Origin of the sequence: Roseivirga sp. (genome assembly GCF_965216855.1) — a bacterium.
GTDB lineage: Bacteria > Bacteroidota > Bacteroidia > Cytophagales > Cyclobacteriaceae > Roseivirga.
The window spans coordinates 2,040,360-2,056,687 of sequence record NZ_OZ244204.1; the positions used below are offsets into that span (position 1 = coordinate 2,040,360).

The following is a 16,328-nucleotide window of genomic DNA, read 5'->3' on the forward strand; positions in this document are numbered from 1 at the left end:
ATTTATATCAAAATATAATTGTCTTATATGGGTGACATTTCATTTTTTAAATCACTAAAGAATAATGATTACTTATTTTTTCCATATTCTTTATACTTTGAAAATGAAGAGACTATGCATTTTTATTCCCTTCGTTATCTTAACTCTGCTGAACCTATCTTGTAATAGACAAGAGCCAATTCCTGAATTTCAAAAAGAAAGATCAATAAGAGATATTGGCCTGAATCAGGTGCCTGAAATTGAATCTCTTTTAGCAGAAAGCCTTGGTTTGAATGAAGGTATGAAAGAGAACAGGTTTGAGTTAAACGATGGAAATGAGTTGTTAAGCCTCGAGATTGACTGGTCGAAAATTGTTGAGCTAATTGATACCCTGGGTAATACAAACTACTCCATTGCCATAAAAGATGAACAGAATGGCCCTTACATATTTCACAACCTTGTGGTAGGCAAAACACCTGAAGGTTTTTTGAAAAGACCTTATCTGATGACATACATTATGAGTGATGAATTCAGAGCTCAATACGATAATTCACAGTCAATCAAAGGCTTCCAAGGAACAGTCAAAAAACGACATTTAACTATTAATACCGGAAATACCGATGGTTATTCTTCCAGCCCTTTCCAATTAAAATCGAGCATTGATTCAGACCCCTGTGACACAGAAACAGGCATCAGTGGTGATTCCCCAAGCGGAGGTGGTGGAGAAGGTTTACCCACAGTGAACACTGATGACACTACATTTACCTATTGCATTTCTTACTGGGTAGATTTTGACGATGATGAATCTTGCGGTATGGGGTGCGTAACCGCATCGAGGTCTATTCTCATTACCGAATGTTTTGATGTCAGCTATTCCAGCAGTGATAGTGATCCATGTGACAATAGTGGAGAAGTAGCAGTAATTGATCCTAACAAGCCATGCCCCGGAGATCCATTACCTAACATGGAGATTGCCTCTTCCGGTGCCTCAGGCAAGAAAGGTGGTACGTTTGGCTATACTAGATCAAAAGGAACTCAGTTTCATGATGGAGTAGATTTAATGGCATCACCAGGAACGGTGTTTAATTCTATATTACCAGGTAAGGTTATTTACATTGAGAATACATTCAAAAGAAATACCTATCAGCGCAACAGTTATGGGAATTATATTGTAGTCAGGTCTACTCTATCCGATGGCACAATTATAGACATCAGCTATAATCACTTAAACAACACTTTTGTAAGCTTGGGAGACACTGTTAACTCTCAAACAACATTGGGTACCACTGGTCTGACTGGAAATGCCTCTAGCGAAAATACCAACGGTCATTTACATGTGAAAGCGAGAGTAATCGTCAAAGGGGTTCCGCTTAATAGAGATGATGTCAGAAATAACCCTGCACTTTATATTTCAAGCACCATTCACAGTGATGGTTCGGTAACTAAAAAACCTTGTAGAACATGAGAACCATATTATTTGCAACGACCCTATTTATTATTATCAACTCTCTGACCTATTCACAAGAATATGGATCAAAAAGCCAGTTCAAAGTGAATGGAGTTATCAGTTTCGGAGCAACGAAATCAGAGATTATCAGTACTTTAGGCCGCCCTACAAGGGAACAGAACGGTTACAATGAAATGGACGAAATTGATGTCCTGATTATGTGGTATAGAGGATGCAAACTCTTTATTGAAGAGGAAAAACTAGTTTCCTTTGAGTTTTACGACCCTACACTTTACATCCAGTATGGCAGTTATAAATTTCGAGTTAACGACTTAATCTCTGTTTTCAAACCTGCATTTCCCATAAGCTACAATCAGAGGCATATGAATCTGGATAACCCTGACTTCCCGCCAACTATGGTTATAAACCTAAAGGATATCGCTAATAGTACGGAGGAAGTACCAATAGATGAGTTCATATACATTGAATTCAGCTCCTCTTCATTAAGAATTACTTCTATTTCTCAAAGGACATACTAGTATGGAATAAAAAAACCCTGACGTTTCCGTCAGGGTTCTAGGTTAGTAGTAATCAACCCCATACATACTAACTACCGCATGCTTCACAGGCATCCGGGTTATCTAGCGAGCAAGCCATATCGGCTGCCTTCTGCTCCAGCTCTGCTGCAGTAGGCGCAGAAGCTGCGGCCTTGTCTACGGTGAACTGAATAGCATCAGCTGCTGCTCTGGATCTTAGATAATACATACCCGTTTTCAATCCTTTCTTCCAGGCATAGAAATGCATAGAAGTCATCTTACCGAAGTTCGGATCCTGAATATGTATGTTGAGACTTTGCGACTGACAGATATAAGCTCCTCTGTCGGCCGACATATCGATAATTGCTTTCTGAGAAATTTCCCAAACAGTTTTATAAAGCTCCTTGATGTTATCCGGAATCTCTTTGATACCCTGAACAGAGCCTTTAGCCGCAATAAGCTTGTTCTTCATATCTGAGCTCCAAAGCCCCAGGTCAATCAGATCTTTCATTAAATGCTTATTCACAATAACGAATTCACCTGATAGCGTTCTACGGGTATAGATGTTTGAGGTATATGGCTCAAAACACTCGTTGTTACCCAAGATTTGAGAAGTAGAAGCCGTTGGCATTGGAGCAACCAGCAAAGAGTTTCTCACACCATGTTTCTTCACTTCCTTCTTCAGGCTATCCCAATCCCAAAGCCCTGAATCAGGAGTTACACCCCACATATCGAATTGGAAGATTCCTTTAGAAACAGGAGAGCCTTTGAATGTTTCATAAGGACCATCAACGATTGCCTCATCTTTCGAAGCAGTCATGGCTGCAAAGTAGATGGTCTCGAAGATATCTCTGTTCAGCTTTCTGGCCTCTTCTGACTCGAATGGGAAGCCCATCATCAGGAAGGCATCGGCCAAACCCTGAACCCCCAAACCAATTGGTCTGTGACGCATGTTAGAGTTCTTGGCCTCTTCAACCGGATAGTAATTGACATCAATTACTTTGTTCAGGTTTTTAGTCGCTACGTAAGTGACATCGTAAAGCTTCTGGAAGTCGTACGTCTTGGTCTCTTCATCTACATATTTCGGTAGAGCAATTGAAGCCAGGTTACAAACAGCTACTTCATCAGGAGCAGTATATTCTATAATCTCAGTACACAAGTTTGAAGACTTGATGGTACCCAGGTTTTTCTGGTTAGATTTTTTGTTAGCAGCATCTTTGAAGAGCATGTAAGGAGTACCTGTCTCAATCTGAGCTTCCAGCACTTCAAACCAAAGGTCTTGTGCCTTTACAGTCTGACGACCTTTACCTTCCTTTTCATACTTTTCATACAGCTTCTCGAAGTCATCGCCATAGGCATCAGCCAAACCAGGACATTCATTAGGACACATCAGCGTCCACTCCTCGTTAGCTTCTACTCTCTTCATAAACAAGTCTGGAATCCATAGGGCATAGAACAAATCTCTTGCTCTCAGCTCTTCCTTACCATGGTTCTTTTTCAGATCAAGAAAGTCAAAGATATCGGCATGCCACGGCTCAAGGTACATGGCGAAAGATCCTTTTCTCTTTCCTCCACCCTGATCAACATATCTGGCAGTCATGTCGAAGTTTCTCAACATAGGTACAATACCATTAGAAACTCCACCGGTTCCTTTAATGTAAGACCCTTTAGCTCTCACATTGTGGATAGATAAACCAATACCTCCTGCAGACTGTGAAATTTTAGCACACTGCTTCAGGGTGTCATAAATACCATCGATACTGTCATCCTTCATGGTCAACAAGAAGCAAGATGAAAGTTGTGGCTTAGGTGTTCCTGCATTGAACAGGGTTGGTGTAGCATGAGTAAACCACTTTTCAGAAAGCAAGTGGTAAGTCTCAATAGCTTTCTCCATGTCTTCACCATGGATACCCACAGAAACTCTCATAAGCATGTGCTGTGGACGCTCAACGATCTTACCATCAAGTTTCATGAGGTAAGAACGCTCTAATGTCTTAAACCCGAAGTAGTCATAGCTGAAGTCTCTATCATAGATGATAGTAGAGTCAAGCAATGCCGCATTCTTCTTAATAATACCATAGGTTTCTTTTGAAACCAAAGGAGCATTTTCACCTGTCTTTGGATCTACATAGGTGTAAAGCCTCTTCATGGTATTAGTGAAAGACTTACTTGTAGTTTTGTGCAGGTTGGAAATGGCAATCCTGGCCGCCAGTTTAGCATAGTCAGGGTGTTTTACCGTCATCGTTGCAGCAATTTCAGCAGCCAGGTTATCTAGATCCTGAGTGCTAACTCCATCATAAAGGCCTTCAATAACCTTTTTAGCTACATCGATGGGTTCAACAAAGTTGGGGTCGAGGCCGTAGGATAATTTCTCTATCCTCGCGGTGATTTTGTCGAATTTGACAGACTCTCGTCTGCCATCTCTTTTTACTACTAACATATTTATATGGGGTTTGGGGGTATTTGGTTGTTTTAAAAATCAATTATTAGAAGTCATCATCGAACGACAGAGTTCGTGAATTGCTCTTATCGTCTTTGTCTTTCATGACTCCGGCTTTCTGATATTCACCCACTCTCTTCTCGAAAAAGTTTGTCTTTCCTTGCAGGGAAATCATCTCCATAAAGTCGAATGGATTAGTTGAGTTATATTCTTTGCTACAACCTAGCTCTACCAACAATCTGTCGGCCACAAACTCCAGGTACTGTGCCATAAGATCGGCATTCATACCAATTAGTCTAACAGGGAGTGACTCGGTAATAAACTCTCTTTCTATATCTAAAGCATCTATAATGATCTCTTTGATTCTCTCTTCAGGCACCTGGTTAATCAGGTGGTTATTGTGCAAATGACAGGCAAAGTCACAGTGCAATCCTTCATCTCTTGAGATCAACTCATTAGAGAAGGTGAGGCCTGGCATTAATCCTCTTTTCTTCAGCCAGAAAATAGAGCAGAAGCTGCCAGAGAAGAAGATTCCTTCAACTGCTGCAAAGGCAATAAGTCTTTCGGCAAAAGAAGGTGATTCGATCCACTTTAAAGCCCACTCAGCTTTCTTCTTAATGGCATCGAATGTTTCAATGGCATGGAAAAGCTGATCTGCTTCAACAGGATCTTTTATATAAGTATCAATTAATAACGAATAAGTTTCTGAGTGAATGTTTTCCATCATAATCTGGAAACCGTAGAAAAACTTGGCTTCGGTATACTGTACTTCATTCACGAAGTTCTCTGCCAGGTTTTCGTTCACGATACCGTCTGAAGCCGCGAAGAATGCCAGTACATGCTTAATGAAATAGCGCTCCTCGTCATTCAGTTTATTATTCCAGTCTGATAAGTCTTGATGAAGATCGATCTCCTCTGCAGTCCAGAAGCTTGCCTCAGCTTTCTTATAGAACTGCCAGATGTCATCATGTTTGATTGGAAACAGTACAAAGCGGTCTTTGTTCTCCTTCAATAATGGTTCCTCTACTGCGGTAGTTCGTTCGCTCATGTTACTTGTTTTATTGGGGTTGATAAAAAAAGGTCACGTTGAAAAACAAAAGCTTTTCAAAAAACAAGTGCCATTTACACAAGTGTAAACAGCAATTTCCTATGTATTTTTTCAGGGTCTCTGGCTAAATCCTTGATACTCTTCGGAGTAGGAGCCTAGCCAGATTAATAGGTTGTTCATTGGGGTCGTAACCTGAAACAAATATTACAAAAAGGGTCTGAAAAATCAATGTGAAAACTGAAGTCTTTTTATGCATGAAAACGATTTCATGTGTTCTTATAACTAGCTGTTTCATAGACCATTTACAGCCACTTATTACAGGAAAACTTCCTTCAATTTTCAGCGTATGGAAAGGTGAAAAAAATTGAAAATTTAATATTGGAAAATCGCTTGCATTTATCGCAGCGATTTGGTTTGTTATTAGCGATTATTCTGTTACCTTTGCAGTCCATTTTTGAAAAATACATTTATAATGTACGCAATTGTAGATATAGCAGGAAAGCAGTTCAAAGTAACGCAAGACCAATTCGTCTACGCTCCACTGATGGAGGGCGAAGAAGGCGCTTCCGTAGAGTTCGAGAAAGTATTATTGCTCGACAACGAAGGTAAAGTTGAAGTTGGTGCCCCTATGGTAAAGGGTGCTAAGGTAGCCGGTAAAATTATCGGACATGTAAAAGGTGACAAAGTAATTGTCTTCAAGAAGAAAAGAAGAAAAGGTTACAAAGTAAAGAACGGTCACCGTCAACAGTTCACTAAAGTATTGATCGAAAAAATCTCTAAATAAGAAAGTACCATGGCACATAAAAAAGGAGTTGGTAGTTCGAAAAACGGTAGAGAGTCGGAAAGTAAACGACTTGGCGTTAAAATTTATGGTGGTCAGGCAGCGATTGCCGGAAACATCATTGTAAGACAAAGAGGTACTCAGCATCACCCGGGTAAGAATGTAGGTATTGGTAAAGACCACACCTTATTCGCACTGACTGACGGTGTTGTTGAATTCAAAAAAGGCAGAAAAGACAGATCTTATGTTTCTGTTCTTCCTTTCGAAGGAGAAGGCGGAGAAGCATAATTGAAGCCTATAGATATTCTAAACCCTGATTTCGTAAGAAGTCAGGGTTTTTTGTTTTCTGAGAATAGACACCCAGTCACTCCAGCTTGACGTAACCCCTTGGTTATAATATAGCGTCCAAGAAAGTCTGTAAAGTAGAAGGCCTTAGAAAGAGCACAAATGCCACTCCATAAAGGGCTCCCCATAGGTGGGCATCGTGATTGATATTATCTCTTCCTCTTTTACCCATTACAATCGAGTAGACAATAAAGATAGCCCCCAAAATATAACCGGGTAAACAGAGAATAGCATAGAGACAAAGATCCCTCAGAGGGTCGAATAGAATAAAGGCCAGTACCAATGCAGAAACGCCCCCAGAAGCTCCTAAAGAGTTATAATTGGGGTTGTTGCGGTGCTTAAACATCGTAGGCAGATTTGCCACTATAATGGCTGAAACAAAAAGTATGATATAGAGCAGTACTCCTGATTCATGGAAGTACACCTTAAAGATTCTTTCAATTGCTGCTCCAAAAAAGTATAGTGTAAACAGGTTGAGAAATAAATGTAAAGGGCCATTGTGAACAAACCCTGATGTAAGCAGCCGCCAGTACTCTTTCCTTCTTACGGTCTGATAAGGATTTAACATAAGCTTACTGTGGAGCTCAGGTTGCTTCCAGGCTATATAAGTCACCAGGCCGATGACTATCATTAGTCCGTAAGTAATGTCCATTATTTATCTCTGTCTATTAAATACTCGGCAAAGGAAATAAGCGGTCGTTTCTTACCTTCTTCCACAGGAATATCATTCAGTGCCTCAAATCCCTTGTTGAAATACTCATTCATTTTATCAAGAGTAAGCTGTCTGATTCCCATTTCATCATAAACCCTGGTTACCTCTCTCACCTTTTCATCACTGTTGAATTCAGTGGCTGAGATCCAGTTCTCAAGTTCACTCTTTTGCTCATCATTAGACAACTCCAGAGCCTTCAACAAAAGGAATGTCTTTTTATTGGCAATAATATCGCCACCTACCTGCTTTCCAAACTTCTCCTGGTCGGCATAAACATCGAGCAAATCATCTTTGAGCTGAAAGCCAATTCCAATGTGTACTCCAAAGTCATATAGCTTTTCACAGGCCTGCTCATCTGCACCAGCGAGCATTGCCCCTAATTTCAAACTAAAACCCAACAGCACTGCTGTCTTCAGTTTGATCATATGAATATAATCGGCTTCAGAAACCGTATTGAGTGTCTCGAAATTCATATCGAACTGCTGTCCTTCGCAAACTCCAGCAGCACATGCATTAAAGGCAGTGATGATTGCCTTTAGATCAGTTGGAGCATCTAGCAATAAGTCATAAGCCTTTACCAGCATAACATCACCTGATAGGATAGCCGTGCTGCTATTCCACTTCTCATGGACCGTGGGTTTACCTCTTCTTAGAGGGGCCTCATCCATGATATCATCATGCATTAGTGTGAAGTTGTGAAATACTTCTACTGCCAGTGCCTGGTCCAGAATTGATTCAGGGTCGTCCTTAAACAAGCGATAAGCTAAAAGGACCAAAACCGGCCTCAGTCTTTTTCCTCCCAGGGACATTATGTACCTGATAGGCTCGTATAATTCGTTGGGATTTTCTCCGTATGAAAGTTCGCTCAGGCGATTATTGATCAGGCCAATCTGGGCCTTCAAATCATTCGTCATTGTCAACAAAAATTAGGTCGATCGTTCTTCGGTCGATGTCGGTTGCCTTTACTCTCACCGTCACTTTGTCCCCGAGACTGATCATTCGCTTGTTTCTTCTACCCACGATGCGGTAGTTTTGTTCATCGAACTCGTAAAAATCATCATTCAAATCGGAAATACGAACCATTCCTTCGCATTTGGTCTCTGAAATCTCCACAAATACTCCCCACTCGGTTACACCACTTACAATACCAGGGAAATCCTTTTTCTCTACCAGTGACATGTATTCAACCTGCTTGTATTTTATAGAGGCTCTTTCTGCATCGGCCGCTCTTTTCTCCCTTTCAGAGGAGTGAAGACATAGCTCTTCGTATTCTTCACGGTCAGCCGACTTACCGCCATCCAGATAGTGCTGCAAAAGCCGATGAACCATCATATCAGGGTATCTTCTGATAGGAGAGGTGAAATGGGTATAATGGGCAAAGGCTAAACCGAAGTGTCCTTTTTCGCTGGTTGTGTATTTAGCTTTTGCCATGCTTCTAATAGCCAATTGCTCTAATACATTCTGCTCAGGTTTGCCCGTAATCTCATCCATGAGACCATTGAGAGTGCGAGAAACACCTCCTTTGTCAAAATCCATTTTATGACCAAAGCGGCTTGCAAACTTGGCAAAAGTGTCCAGCTTTTCAGGGTCCGGAGAATCGTGAGTCCTGTATACAAAGGTAAGTGGATTGGCAGCCTTGTGTTTGTTGTAGACAAACTCTGCTACTTTCTTATTGGCCAAAAGCATAAACTCTTCAATGAGCATATGAGCCGCTTTGCGTTCCTTAGGAATAATCCCTAGTGGCGTTCCCTTTTCATCGAGCTTAAACTTAACCTCTACTGTTTCGAAGTTAACGGCTCCATGCTGGAATCTCTTCTTTCTAAGTATGCCGGCTAACTGATTGAGCTGATTAATTTCTTCATGGAAGTCTCCCTCAGCATTTTCAATACGTTCCTGAGCTTCCTCATAAGTGAATCTCCTATCTGAATATATGATGGTTCTGCCGAACCATTCCTTTTTAATATTCGCTTCCTGATCCAACTCAAAGACAGCACTAAAAGTCAGCTTTTCTTCCTGAGGACGAAGTGAGCATAACCCATTGGACAGACGCTCTGGTAACATTGGAATAGTTCTGTCTACCAGGTAAACAGATGTGGCTCTATCTACTGCCTCTTCTTCCAATTGTGACTTGGGCTCTACATAATGGGTCACATCGGCTATATGTATTCCTACTTCAAAATTTCCATTACTCAGGGTTCTAAGCGAAAGAGCATCATCGAAATCCTTTGCATCTTCCGGATCAATCGTAAAGGTGGTTACTTCCCTGAAGTCCTTACGCTTATTAATTTCTTTTGTAGTTATCTTATCAGGAATAGCTTCTGCCTCATCATTCACCACCTCCGGAAACTCAAGAGGCAGGCCGAATTCAGCAATGATAGAATGTATTTCTGCATTATGCTCTCCTGCTTTACCCAGCACTCTCTGTACTACCCCCTCGGGTTTCTTGTCACGCTCCGGCCAATCAGTAATTTTGACAATGACTTTATCATTGTGTTGCGCTCCATTCAGGTCTTCATACCTCACATAAATGTCGTGATGCATTTTCTTGAAATCCGGAACAACAAAGGCATAGCGGGTTGACATTTCCACACGACCGACAAACTCATCGCGATGTCGATCAAGTACCTCTACCACTTTTCCCTCCACACTTTTACCATGCTTGGTAGACTTCAGAACCACTTTTACACGGTCGTCATCCATGGCTCCTGAAAGATCTTCCCTGGCCACCCAAATATCATCCTGTTCCTCGGCACCATCAGGTACCACATAGGCAAACCTGGAATTGACGAAGTCAACAGTTCCAATAATAGTTTTCTGTTCTGCCTCTACCAAATAGGAGCCATTGCGAAGCTTTTTCAATACTCCCCGATCTCCCATCCGGTAAATCACTTCGGATACTATTCCTTTTGACTGTGCATCTCTTACCCCCAGGCCTTTCAATATTTGTTTGATCTGATATCCTCTGCCTGGAGTTCTATTCAGAAACTCCATCACCAGTGGCTCAATCTGCTTGGCTGCTTTTTTTGTTACTGATGTGTCTTGTGGAGGAATACCTTTTCTTTTTCTGCCCATGAACAGTATTTAATAGAGTGATTTAAAATTAGATATAATAAAAGGATTTCTGACTGAATAGCCAGTTAAACGATGGTGATATTTTCGGGACGAAGGACTGAAAGCTGATTCATCTTAAGGAACACCTGTACTAAGACAGCTACATCTTTTTTACAGTACTTCACTATACGGTCAAGATCATTCATCTGATAGTAAATTCCATTCACCTGACTCCCATCAATATCATCCTTACTGCTTTCTATCTCAAATATTGAAGCTAACAAATCGAGAGAAGTATAGTGCTTATAATCACCAAATTTCCATAGTTCCAAAGTATCCAGGTGAGGAACTTCCCAGGGTTTTTTTCCAGATAGCTGTAAAGTCTTTGGTAACGGAATACCCTGAATCAGCATTCTTCGCCCGATATACGGAAAATCGAACTCTTTCCCATTATGCGCACAAAACCTGGTTTCCTTTTTATCGAAATGGCTATTGAGTAAGTCAGCAAACTCTTTAAGAAGCAGCTTCTCATCATGATTTGCAATAGCTGTGATACGCAACTTAGGTTCCGGCTCGATTTGAGAAAAGTAACCAACGGCTATGACAACAATTTTACCGAACTCTGAGTAAATACCTGCCCGTTCATAAAGCTCTTCGGGAGTCTTATCTTCTGCTTCTCTAAAGAACAATGCCTTTTTCTTCCATAATGCCTGTTTTCTCTCAGGCAGCTCATGAAATGACTTTGCCTCAGGGACAGTCTCAATATCCAGGAAAAGTATGTTTTTGAGAAAATCATTATTCATAAGAAAAGATAAGATATGAATAATTCTTCTTTTTTATCGAGCGTACTTACCCTTTATTTCCAGTTCTTGAATGTCTTCCAGATCAAATTCACTGAAGGGTTCTATGACAAACTTCTTATCGAACAACTCATTCATAATGTAGTAGCTAACCCAGAACTCATTATAGAAGCCAAACACCTCTGGAGTTATATTTTCCACCTTAGCTACAGATTGTTCATCTACCTTCTCAATCATATGCCTCAAAGTAGATGTCTTACGTGCGTCTGCAGATTGATCTTCATAGCCTTTAGAGACAATCATGACATTAGTCAACTCGATCAGGTTCTTGTTAATCAGGTAAACATGCCATTCGCTTTCACCCAGGTTGTTAATCACTTTCCCAATGCAGACTTTAACGCCCGTCACTTCAGGCATATCAATATCTTTTCTCATGATGCAAAATTAAGGATTGAATAATTACTGCGACATCCTTCCGAACCACTCCTTCATTACTTGTTCGGCAGCTTTACCCTGAGGGGTAAAATCGACATTGTAGGCACCATCATCTCTCCTCCTTCTCTGAATTTCAGCAGACTCAGGAACAGGCGGGTACCATTTCCACAGGTGAAATCCGGCAATAAAAGGTTGGTCAGCCAGACTTTCGAACATTCCTCTGTACAACACAGCCTGCGTTTCCTCACTGTAAATTTCTGCACGCTCTTCCCTGCCTAATCGTTGTGGCCACTGCCAGGGCTCAATACCAGCATCACTGGTGCTCTTGTATCCGATCTCTGTAAAAAGAATAGGCTTTTTGTATCTGGCTGAAAACTTCTCCAATGTCTTGAGGTGTTTTGACCAGCCTTCTTTTACTTCCTGAATTGTCGGCTCTTCTGTTTCGACAACCGGAAAATAGCCTTGTATTCCAATATAATCCAGCTCATCCCAGAAAGCTACTTCTTCATATTCATCAGCAAAATTGGCTGCATAGGTTAATCCCCCGGAATATACTTCGCGGATTTTTCTGATTAAGTTTCTCCAGTCTTGTTCACGTTCCACGCAGGTACGGTGCAGCTCTGTACCAATGCAAAGCATCTCGATCGACTCTTCTTCCGCCAGTTGAGCGTAATGAAGGATAAACTCCTCATAACTCTGAAACCAGGCTTTCCAATCTTCCTCACTCTCCATTCTTATTTCTCCTCTCCATTTCCCCTGGCTATCTCTAAGCCAGATGTGTGGTTTAAGAATGGTATGAATTCCATATTGCCTGGCGACTCGTGTCGTTTGACGAATACCTTTATCACTTTCTCCCCACCAGCCATCTTCACGCCCAATTTGATTACCAATTTTGGGTGAATTGAACTCCCTTTGCCACCCAAAAGGCGTTTGAGATATCCAGTTAATGTTCTTCTCCTTTAAATCTAATATGCTGGTAGAGTCGACTTGATATGGTGAGGCTACCCAACAGACTCCGCGGTGTTTATGTATAGCATTGATAGAAACGGGATGTTTCTCTTCAGATGAATTCAACAATAAATACCCTACAAGAACGATGAGTATGGGAGCGATAAGTACCGAAAGTTTCCTGGATTTCATGTGGTCAGTTCCATCTCAAAAACTGTAGCGAGGTGCTGAGTTAGCTTAGCCTTGACTTCTTCGAAGTCAACCTCATGTCCCAGCTCCTTTTCCATTGAAGTCACTGCCTTGTCATCTATGCCGCACGGCACGATGTGCCCGAAATAAGACAGGTCAGTATTCACATTTAAAGCAAGTCCATGCATGGTAACCCATCTACTGGACTTGACTCCCATTGCACATATTTTCCTTGGATCTTTAGCTCCCTCTTCAAAATCTACCCATACACCAGTTAGCCCTGAAATGCGTCCTGCACTGATGCCATAGTCGGCCATTGTGAGAATAACCGCTTCTTCCAGTAACCGAAGGTACTTATGGATATCAGTGAAAAAGTTCTCCAAATCCAGGATCGGATAGGCAACAATTTGCCCGGGCCCATGATATGTTATATCACCGCCTCTATTGATTTTGTAAAATTGGGCATGATTTCTCTCTAACCCCGCCTCATCAAGAAGCAGGTTTTCAATAGAACCACTTTTCCCTAGAGTATAGACATGAGGATGCTCACAGAATATGAGATAATTGTCAGTAGACATTATAGTGGAATCGTCCGCCAATTTTCTATTAGCGATCTTGCGATCAACAGTTTCCTTGAAGATCGATTCCTGATAATCCCAAACTTGTTGGTAATCTTTCTCACCTAGATCGATTACCTCAACTCTCTTATTCTGAAGAATACTCATGCTCTTGCATCAATCGGCCACATGCACGCTAAATTAGGCCTCATTCTGTCCGTCTCCAATAAGTTCAACAGATAATACACGAACATACTTCGTTACTTGTCTGTTGGCTTTCCGTTGGGCAGAAGTTTGATTTCGCGCAAGAAACTCTTTCTTAACCACGCTATCGTCTTTCATATTAAGGAACGTGGCTGAGAATTTCTTCATATTCTTCTTACCAGCCATGTTCCAAAAATAGACTAAGGCATGAAAGTTTCCAACATTTTGAACCCAGATTTGGCTTTTATATGAACAGTTTTGAATTTTCGTGGCAATAAAACCGCTTCTCCCATACGAATTTTTGTTGTTTGTCCCTCTGTTTCCAAAACAGCAGAACCATCGAAGCAGGTGTAAATAACAAAGGAATCTTTGTCAAAATGCTCACGAATTATCCCTGTGGTATACTCTAAAAGATTGGTTTGAAAGTACTGAGATTTGACCAGTGGGACGGCCTCATTCAGACACTTCTTATACTTAGTCTTGTACTCCGAATAGGCATGATAGTCTAGTGCGTCTAAAGCTTGTTCGGTATGTAACTCTCGCTTATTCCCTTCATCATCTACTCTGTTGAAATCATAAATGCGATAGGTCACATCTGACGATTGTTGTATTTCTGCTAACAAAAGTCCCTTCCCTATAGTGTGCACTCTACCTGCAGGAAGGTAAAAACAGTCGCCATCATGAACCTCTTCTTCATTCAGTAGCTCGGTAAGCTTTCCACTATTAAGATATTGAAGGTATTCTTCTCTATTCGTTTCTCTGTTGAAACCAGAAATCAGTTTTGCTCCCTGATCAGCCTGAAAGACATACCACATTTCGGATTTACCCAGAGAGTTATGTCGCTTTCTGGCCAATTTATCATCCGGATGAACCTGTATGGACAGGTCCTGAGCGGCATCAATGAACTTGACGAGCAAAGGAAAGTCAGTACCATACTGCTCATAAACCTTATCACCTACCAGGTCTCCTTTGAACACTTCAATGAGTTCAGGCAGCGTACTTCCTTTTAAAACTCCATCTGAAACCTTCGAAAGATTGCCAGGTACTCCCGATATCTCCCAGGTTTCACCACAATTCTTTAGTGGCGAGAAGTCTTTACCCAGGATATCTTTGATCTTGGTGCCTCCCCAGATTTTCTCTTTAAAGATTGTATCGAACTTCAGTGGGTAAAGGTATTTCTTCGTCATGCTTTTCTCATTTCTTTATAGGTGTTGATCAGTCCATTGGTAGAAGCATCATGGCTGCTTACTTCACTATCTCCGTCCAGTTCAGGAAGAATCTTTTTAGCCAGAACTTTACCAAGCTCAACTCCCCATTGATCGAAACTGAATATATTCCAGATTACTCCCTGTACAAATATTTTATGCTCATACATGGCTACAAGGCTCCCCAACACTTTTGGAGTAAGTTTCCTGAACAAGATGCTATTTGTTGGCCTGTTCCCCTCAAAAACTTTAAAAGGGGCCAGTTCAGCAATTTCATTGGCCGACTTACCCTGAGCCTTCAGTTCGGCAGTTACTTCTTCAAGCGTTTTACCATTCATGAGGGCCTCTGTCTGGGCAAAAAAGTTGGATAACAACTTAGGGTGATGATCTCCAATGGGATTTTGGCTGATAGCTGGTGCCAGAAAATCACAAGGAATGAGCTTAGTACCCTGATGGATCAGCTGATAAAAGGCGTGTTGTCCGTTAGTCCCTGGTTCTCCCCAAACTATTGGGCCTGTTTGATAGCTTACTTTTTCACCACCGCGGTCCACATATTTACCGTTACTCTCCATATTTCCTTGTTGGAAATAGGCTGCAAAGCGATGCATGTATTGATCATAAGGAAGTATAGCTTCGGATTCACTACCAAAGAAGTTACCGTACCATAAACCAATCAGAGCCAGAATAACAGGAATGTTATCTTCCAAAGGTGTATTTATAAAATGCTGATCCATTTCATAAGCTCCGGTCAGTAGTTCTTCAAAGTTGTCGTAACCAATGGTACATGCTATAGAGAGCCCGATTGAGGACCACAGAGAGTATCTTCCACCAACCCAGTCCCAGAACTCAAACATGTTAGCCGTATCAATTCCAAATTCAGCAACAGCTCCGGCATTGGTGGAAAGAGCCACGAAATGCTTGGCCACACCTGAAGCGTTTCCACCATTTTCCAAAAACCAGTCTTTAGCTGTGTGAGCATTGGTCATGGTTTCCTGAGTAGTAAATGTTTTAGAAGCAATCATGAATAATGTCTCCTCAGCATTTACCTCTTTCAGTATTTCAGAAATATGAGTGCCATCAACGTTTGATACAAAGTAAGGTCGAATGCCAAAAGTAGCATAAGGCTTCAAAGCTTCTGTTATCATGACCGGACCCAGGTCTGAACCTCCGATTCCAATATTGACAATATTCTTGACAGGCTTTCCGGAATATCCCAACCATTGACCTGAAGTAACTTTATCTGCAAAAGACTTCATCTTAACCAATGCCTCATTTACCTCGGGCATAACGTCTTTTCCATCCACCAAAATTGGCTGATTGCCTCGATTTCTCAGAGCCACATGCAAAACGGCTCTTCCCTCAGTTTGGTTGATGGACGCTCCGCTGAACATAGCTTCAGCTGCTGATTTCACCTGACACTCTTCAGCAAGTTGCATAAGCAGACTCAAGGTTTCTTCTTCAATAATATTCTTCGAGAAGTCTACATGAATGTCGTTGAAGCGTCTGGAAAACTTTTGAAATCGACTAGTATCTTCCTGAAAAAGCGTCTTCATGTGCTTTTTCTTAATGCTCTCAGCATGTTCTGTCAGTAATTTCCAGGCAGTGGTCTCGGTTGGATTCGTATTTTTTAGCATGTTGGATTCAATTATGG

At 41.3% G+C, this 16,328-nt stretch carries 16 protein-coding genes; 4 read left to right on the forward strand and 12 right to left on the reverse strand.

The features are described from left to right. Positions 1–103: 103 nt before the first annotated feature. Together ACOOEY_RS09190 and ACOOEY_RS09195 are read left to right on the forward strand one after the other, a co-directional pair. Entirely contained in the window at positions 104–1,444 is a 1,341-nt protein-coding gene (locus tag ACOOEY_RS09190) for a M23 family metallopeptidase (RefSeq protein ID WP_420388376.1), read from the forward strand. Beyond that, complete coding sequence (locus tag ACOOEY_RS09195; protein WP_420388377.1) at positions 1,441–1,965, forward strand: hypothetical protein; 525 nt, start codon at positions 1,441–1,443, stop codon at positions 1,963–1,965. Before ACOOEY_RS09190 ends, ACOOEY_RS09195 begins: the two co-directional genes overlap by 4 nt. A gap of 67 nt (positions 1,966–2,032) precedes the next feature. Here the strand turns inward: ACOOEY_RS09195 and ACOOEY_RS09200 are convergent, their stop codons facing one another. Both ACOOEY_RS09200 and ACOOEY_RS09205 read right to left on the reverse strand, forming a co-directional pair. Continuing rightward, a complete protein-coding gene (locus ACOOEY_RS09200) occupies positions 2,033–4,402 on the reverse strand; it encodes a ribonucleoside-diphosphate reductase subunit alpha (protein WP_420388378.1) in 2,370 nt (789 codons plus the stop codon). Positions 4,403–4,448: 46 nt separating this feature from the next. Further along, complete coding sequence (locus ACOOEY_RS09205; protein WP_420388379.1) at positions 4,449–5,450, reverse strand: ribonucleotide-diphosphate reductase subunit beta; 1,002 nt, start codon at positions 5,448–5,450, stop codon at positions 4,449–4,451. 472 nt (positions 5,451–5,922) lie between these two features. Between ACOOEY_RS09205 and rplU the strand changes: the two genes are divergently transcribed. Together rplU and rpmA are read left to right on the forward strand one after the other, a co-directional pair. Continuing rightward, on the forward strand, positions 5,923–6,234 hold the full coding sequence (gene rplU / locus ACOOEY_RS09210) for a 50S ribosomal protein L21 (protein WP_420388380.1): 312 nt from the start codon (positions 5,923–5,925) through the stop codon (positions 6,232–6,234). 9 nt (positions 6,235–6,243) lie between these two features. Next, complete coding sequence (gene rpmA, locus ACOOEY_RS09215) at positions 6,244–6,519, forward strand: 50S ribosomal protein L27 (protein ID WP_420388381.1); 276 nt, start codon at positions 6,244–6,246, stop codon at positions 6,517–6,519. Positions 6,520–6,622: 103 nt separating this feature from the next. Here rpmA and ACOOEY_RS09220 read toward each other — a convergent pair whose 3' ends face one another. The 10 genes from ACOOEY_RS09220 to pgi all read right to left on the reverse strand — a co-directional run bounded on the left by ACOOEY_RS09220 (position 6,623) and on the right by pgi (position 16,311). Then, positions 6,623–7,228, reverse strand: a complete 606-nt coding sequence (locus ACOOEY_RS09220; RefSeq protein ID WP_420388382.1) for a rhomboid family intramembrane serine protease — start codon at positions 7,226–7,228, stop codon at positions 6,623–6,625. Then, positions 7,228–8,202 carry a polyprenyl synthetase family protein gene (locus ACOOEY_RS09225; RefSeq protein WP_420388383.1) on the reverse strand — a complete coding sequence of 325 codons (975 nt, stop codon included), beginning with the start codon at positions 8,200–8,202 and terminating at the stop codon, positions 7,228–7,230. Before ACOOEY_RS09225 ends, ACOOEY_RS09220 begins: the two co-directional genes overlap by 1 nt. Then, entirely contained in the window at positions 8,192–10,360 is a 2,169-nt protein-coding gene (gene rnr / locus ACOOEY_RS09230; RefSeq protein ID WP_420388384.1) for a ribonuclease R, read from the reverse strand. Before rnr ends, ACOOEY_RS09225 begins: the two co-directional genes overlap by 11 nt. 65 nt (positions 10,361–10,425) lie before the next feature. After that, positions 10,426–11,142 (reverse strand): 3'-5' exonuclease, encoded by a 717-nt coding sequence (locus ACOOEY_RS09235; protein ID WP_420388385.1) that lies wholly within the window; start codon positions 11,140–11,142, stop codon positions 10,426–10,428. A 33-nt stretch (positions 11,143–11,175) separates the two neighbouring features. Next, positions 11,176–11,574 carry a hypothetical protein gene (locus tag ACOOEY_RS09240; RefSeq protein ID WP_420388386.1) on the reverse strand — a complete coding sequence of 133 codons (399 nt, stop codon included), beginning with the start codon at positions 11,572–11,574 and terminating at the stop codon, positions 11,176–11,178. 24 nt (positions 11,575–11,598) lie between these two features. Continuing rightward, complete coding sequence (locus ACOOEY_RS09245) at positions 11,599–12,714, reverse strand: glycoside hydrolase family 113 (protein ID WP_420388387.1); 1,116 nt, start codon at positions 12,712–12,714, stop codon at positions 11,599–11,601. Then, positions 12,711–13,436: a lipoyl(octanoyl) transferase LipB gene (gene lipB / locus ACOOEY_RS09250; RefSeq protein ID WP_420388388.1), complete on the reverse strand. Its 726-nt coding sequence runs from the start codon at positions 13,434–13,436 to the stop codon at positions 12,711–12,713. The genes ACOOEY_RS09245 and lipB overlap by 4 nt, the downstream gene beginning before the upstream one ends. A 33-nt stretch (positions 13,437–13,469) precedes the next feature. Continuing rightward, entirely contained in the window at positions 13,470–13,658 is a 189-nt protein-coding gene (locus ACOOEY_RS09255) for a hypothetical protein (protein ID WP_420388389.1), read from the reverse strand. Positions 13,659–13,672: 14 nt separating this feature from the next. Beyond that, positions 13,673–14,659 (reverse strand): type I phosphomannose isomerase catalytic subunit, encoded by a 987-nt coding sequence (locus tag ACOOEY_RS09260; RefSeq protein WP_420388390.1) that lies wholly within the window; start codon positions 14,657–14,659, stop codon positions 13,673–13,675. Next, positions 14,656–16,311, reverse strand: a complete 1,656-nt coding sequence (gene pgi / locus ACOOEY_RS09265; protein WP_420388391.1) for a glucose-6-phosphate isomerase — start codon at positions 16,309–16,311, stop codon at positions 14,656–14,658. The genes ACOOEY_RS09260 and pgi overlap by 4 nt, the downstream gene beginning before the upstream one ends. Positions 16,312–16,328 lie beyond the last annotated feature (17 nt).

What these genes read in the sequence shown, in the direction of transcription:
- ACOOEY_RS09190 (WP_420388376.1), top strand. Translation starts at nt 104, where the DNA reads ATGAAGAGACTATGCATTTTTATTCCCTTCGTTATCTTAACTCTGCTG.
- ACOOEY_RS09195 (WP_420388377.1), top strand. Translation starts at nt 1,441, where the DNA reads ATGAGAACCATATTATTTGCAACGACCCTATTTATTATTATCAACTCT.
- ACOOEY_RS09200 (WP_420388378.1), bottom strand. Translation starts at nt 4,402, where the DNA reads ATGTTAGTAGTAAAAAGAGATGGCAGACGAGAGTCTGTCAAATTCGAC.
- ACOOEY_RS09205 (WP_420388379.1), bottom strand. Translation starts at nt 5,450, where the DNA reads ATGAGCGAACGAACTACCGCAGTAGAGGAACCATTATTGAAGGAGAAC.
- rplU (WP_420388380.1), top strand. Translation starts at nt 5,923, where the DNA reads ATGTACGCAATTGTAGATATAGCAGGAAAGCAGTTCAAAGTAACGCAA.
- rpmA (WP_420388381.1), top strand. Translation starts at nt 6,244, where the DNA reads ATGGCACATAAAAAAGGAGTTGGTAGTTCGAAAAACGGTAGAGAGTCG.
- ACOOEY_RS09220 (WP_420388382.1), bottom strand. Translation starts at nt 7,228, where the DNA reads ATGGACATTACTTACGGACTAATGATAGTCATCGGCCTGGTGACTTAT.
- ACOOEY_RS09225 (WP_420388383.1), bottom strand. Translation starts at nt 8,202, where the DNA reads ATGACGAATGATTTGAAGGCCCAGATTGGCCTGATCAATAATCGCCTG.
- rnr (WP_420388384.1), bottom strand. Translation starts at nt 10,360, where the DNA reads ATGGGCAGAAAAAGAAAAGGTATTCCTCCACAAGACACATCAGTAACA.
- ACOOEY_RS09235 (WP_420388385.1), bottom strand. Translation starts at nt 11,142, where the DNA reads ATGAATAATGATTTTCTCAAAAACATACTTTTCCTGGATATTGAGACT.
- ACOOEY_RS09240 (WP_420388386.1), bottom strand. Translation starts at nt 11,574, where the DNA reads ATGAGAAAAGATATTGATATGCCTGAAGTGACGGGCGTTAAAGTCTGC.
- ACOOEY_RS09245 (WP_420388387.1), bottom strand. Translation starts at nt 12,714, where the DNA reads ATGAAATCCAGGAAACTTTCGGTACTTATCGCTCCCATACTCATCGTT.
- lipB (WP_420388388.1), bottom strand. Translation starts at nt 13,436, where the DNA reads ATGAGTATTCTTCAGAATAAGAGAGTTGAGGTAATCGATCTAGGTGAG.
- ACOOEY_RS09255 (WP_420388389.1), bottom strand. Translation starts at nt 13,658, where the DNA reads ATGGCTGGTAAGAAGAATATGAAGAAATTCTCAGCCACGTTCCTTAAT.
- ACOOEY_RS09260 (WP_420388390.1), bottom strand. Translation starts at nt 14,659, where the DNA reads ATGACGAAGAAATACCTTTACCCACTGAAGTTCGATACAATCTTTAAA.
- pgi (WP_420388391.1), bottom strand. Translation starts at nt 16,311, where the DNA reads ATGCTAAAAAATACGAATCCAACCGAGACCACTGCCTGGAAATTACTG.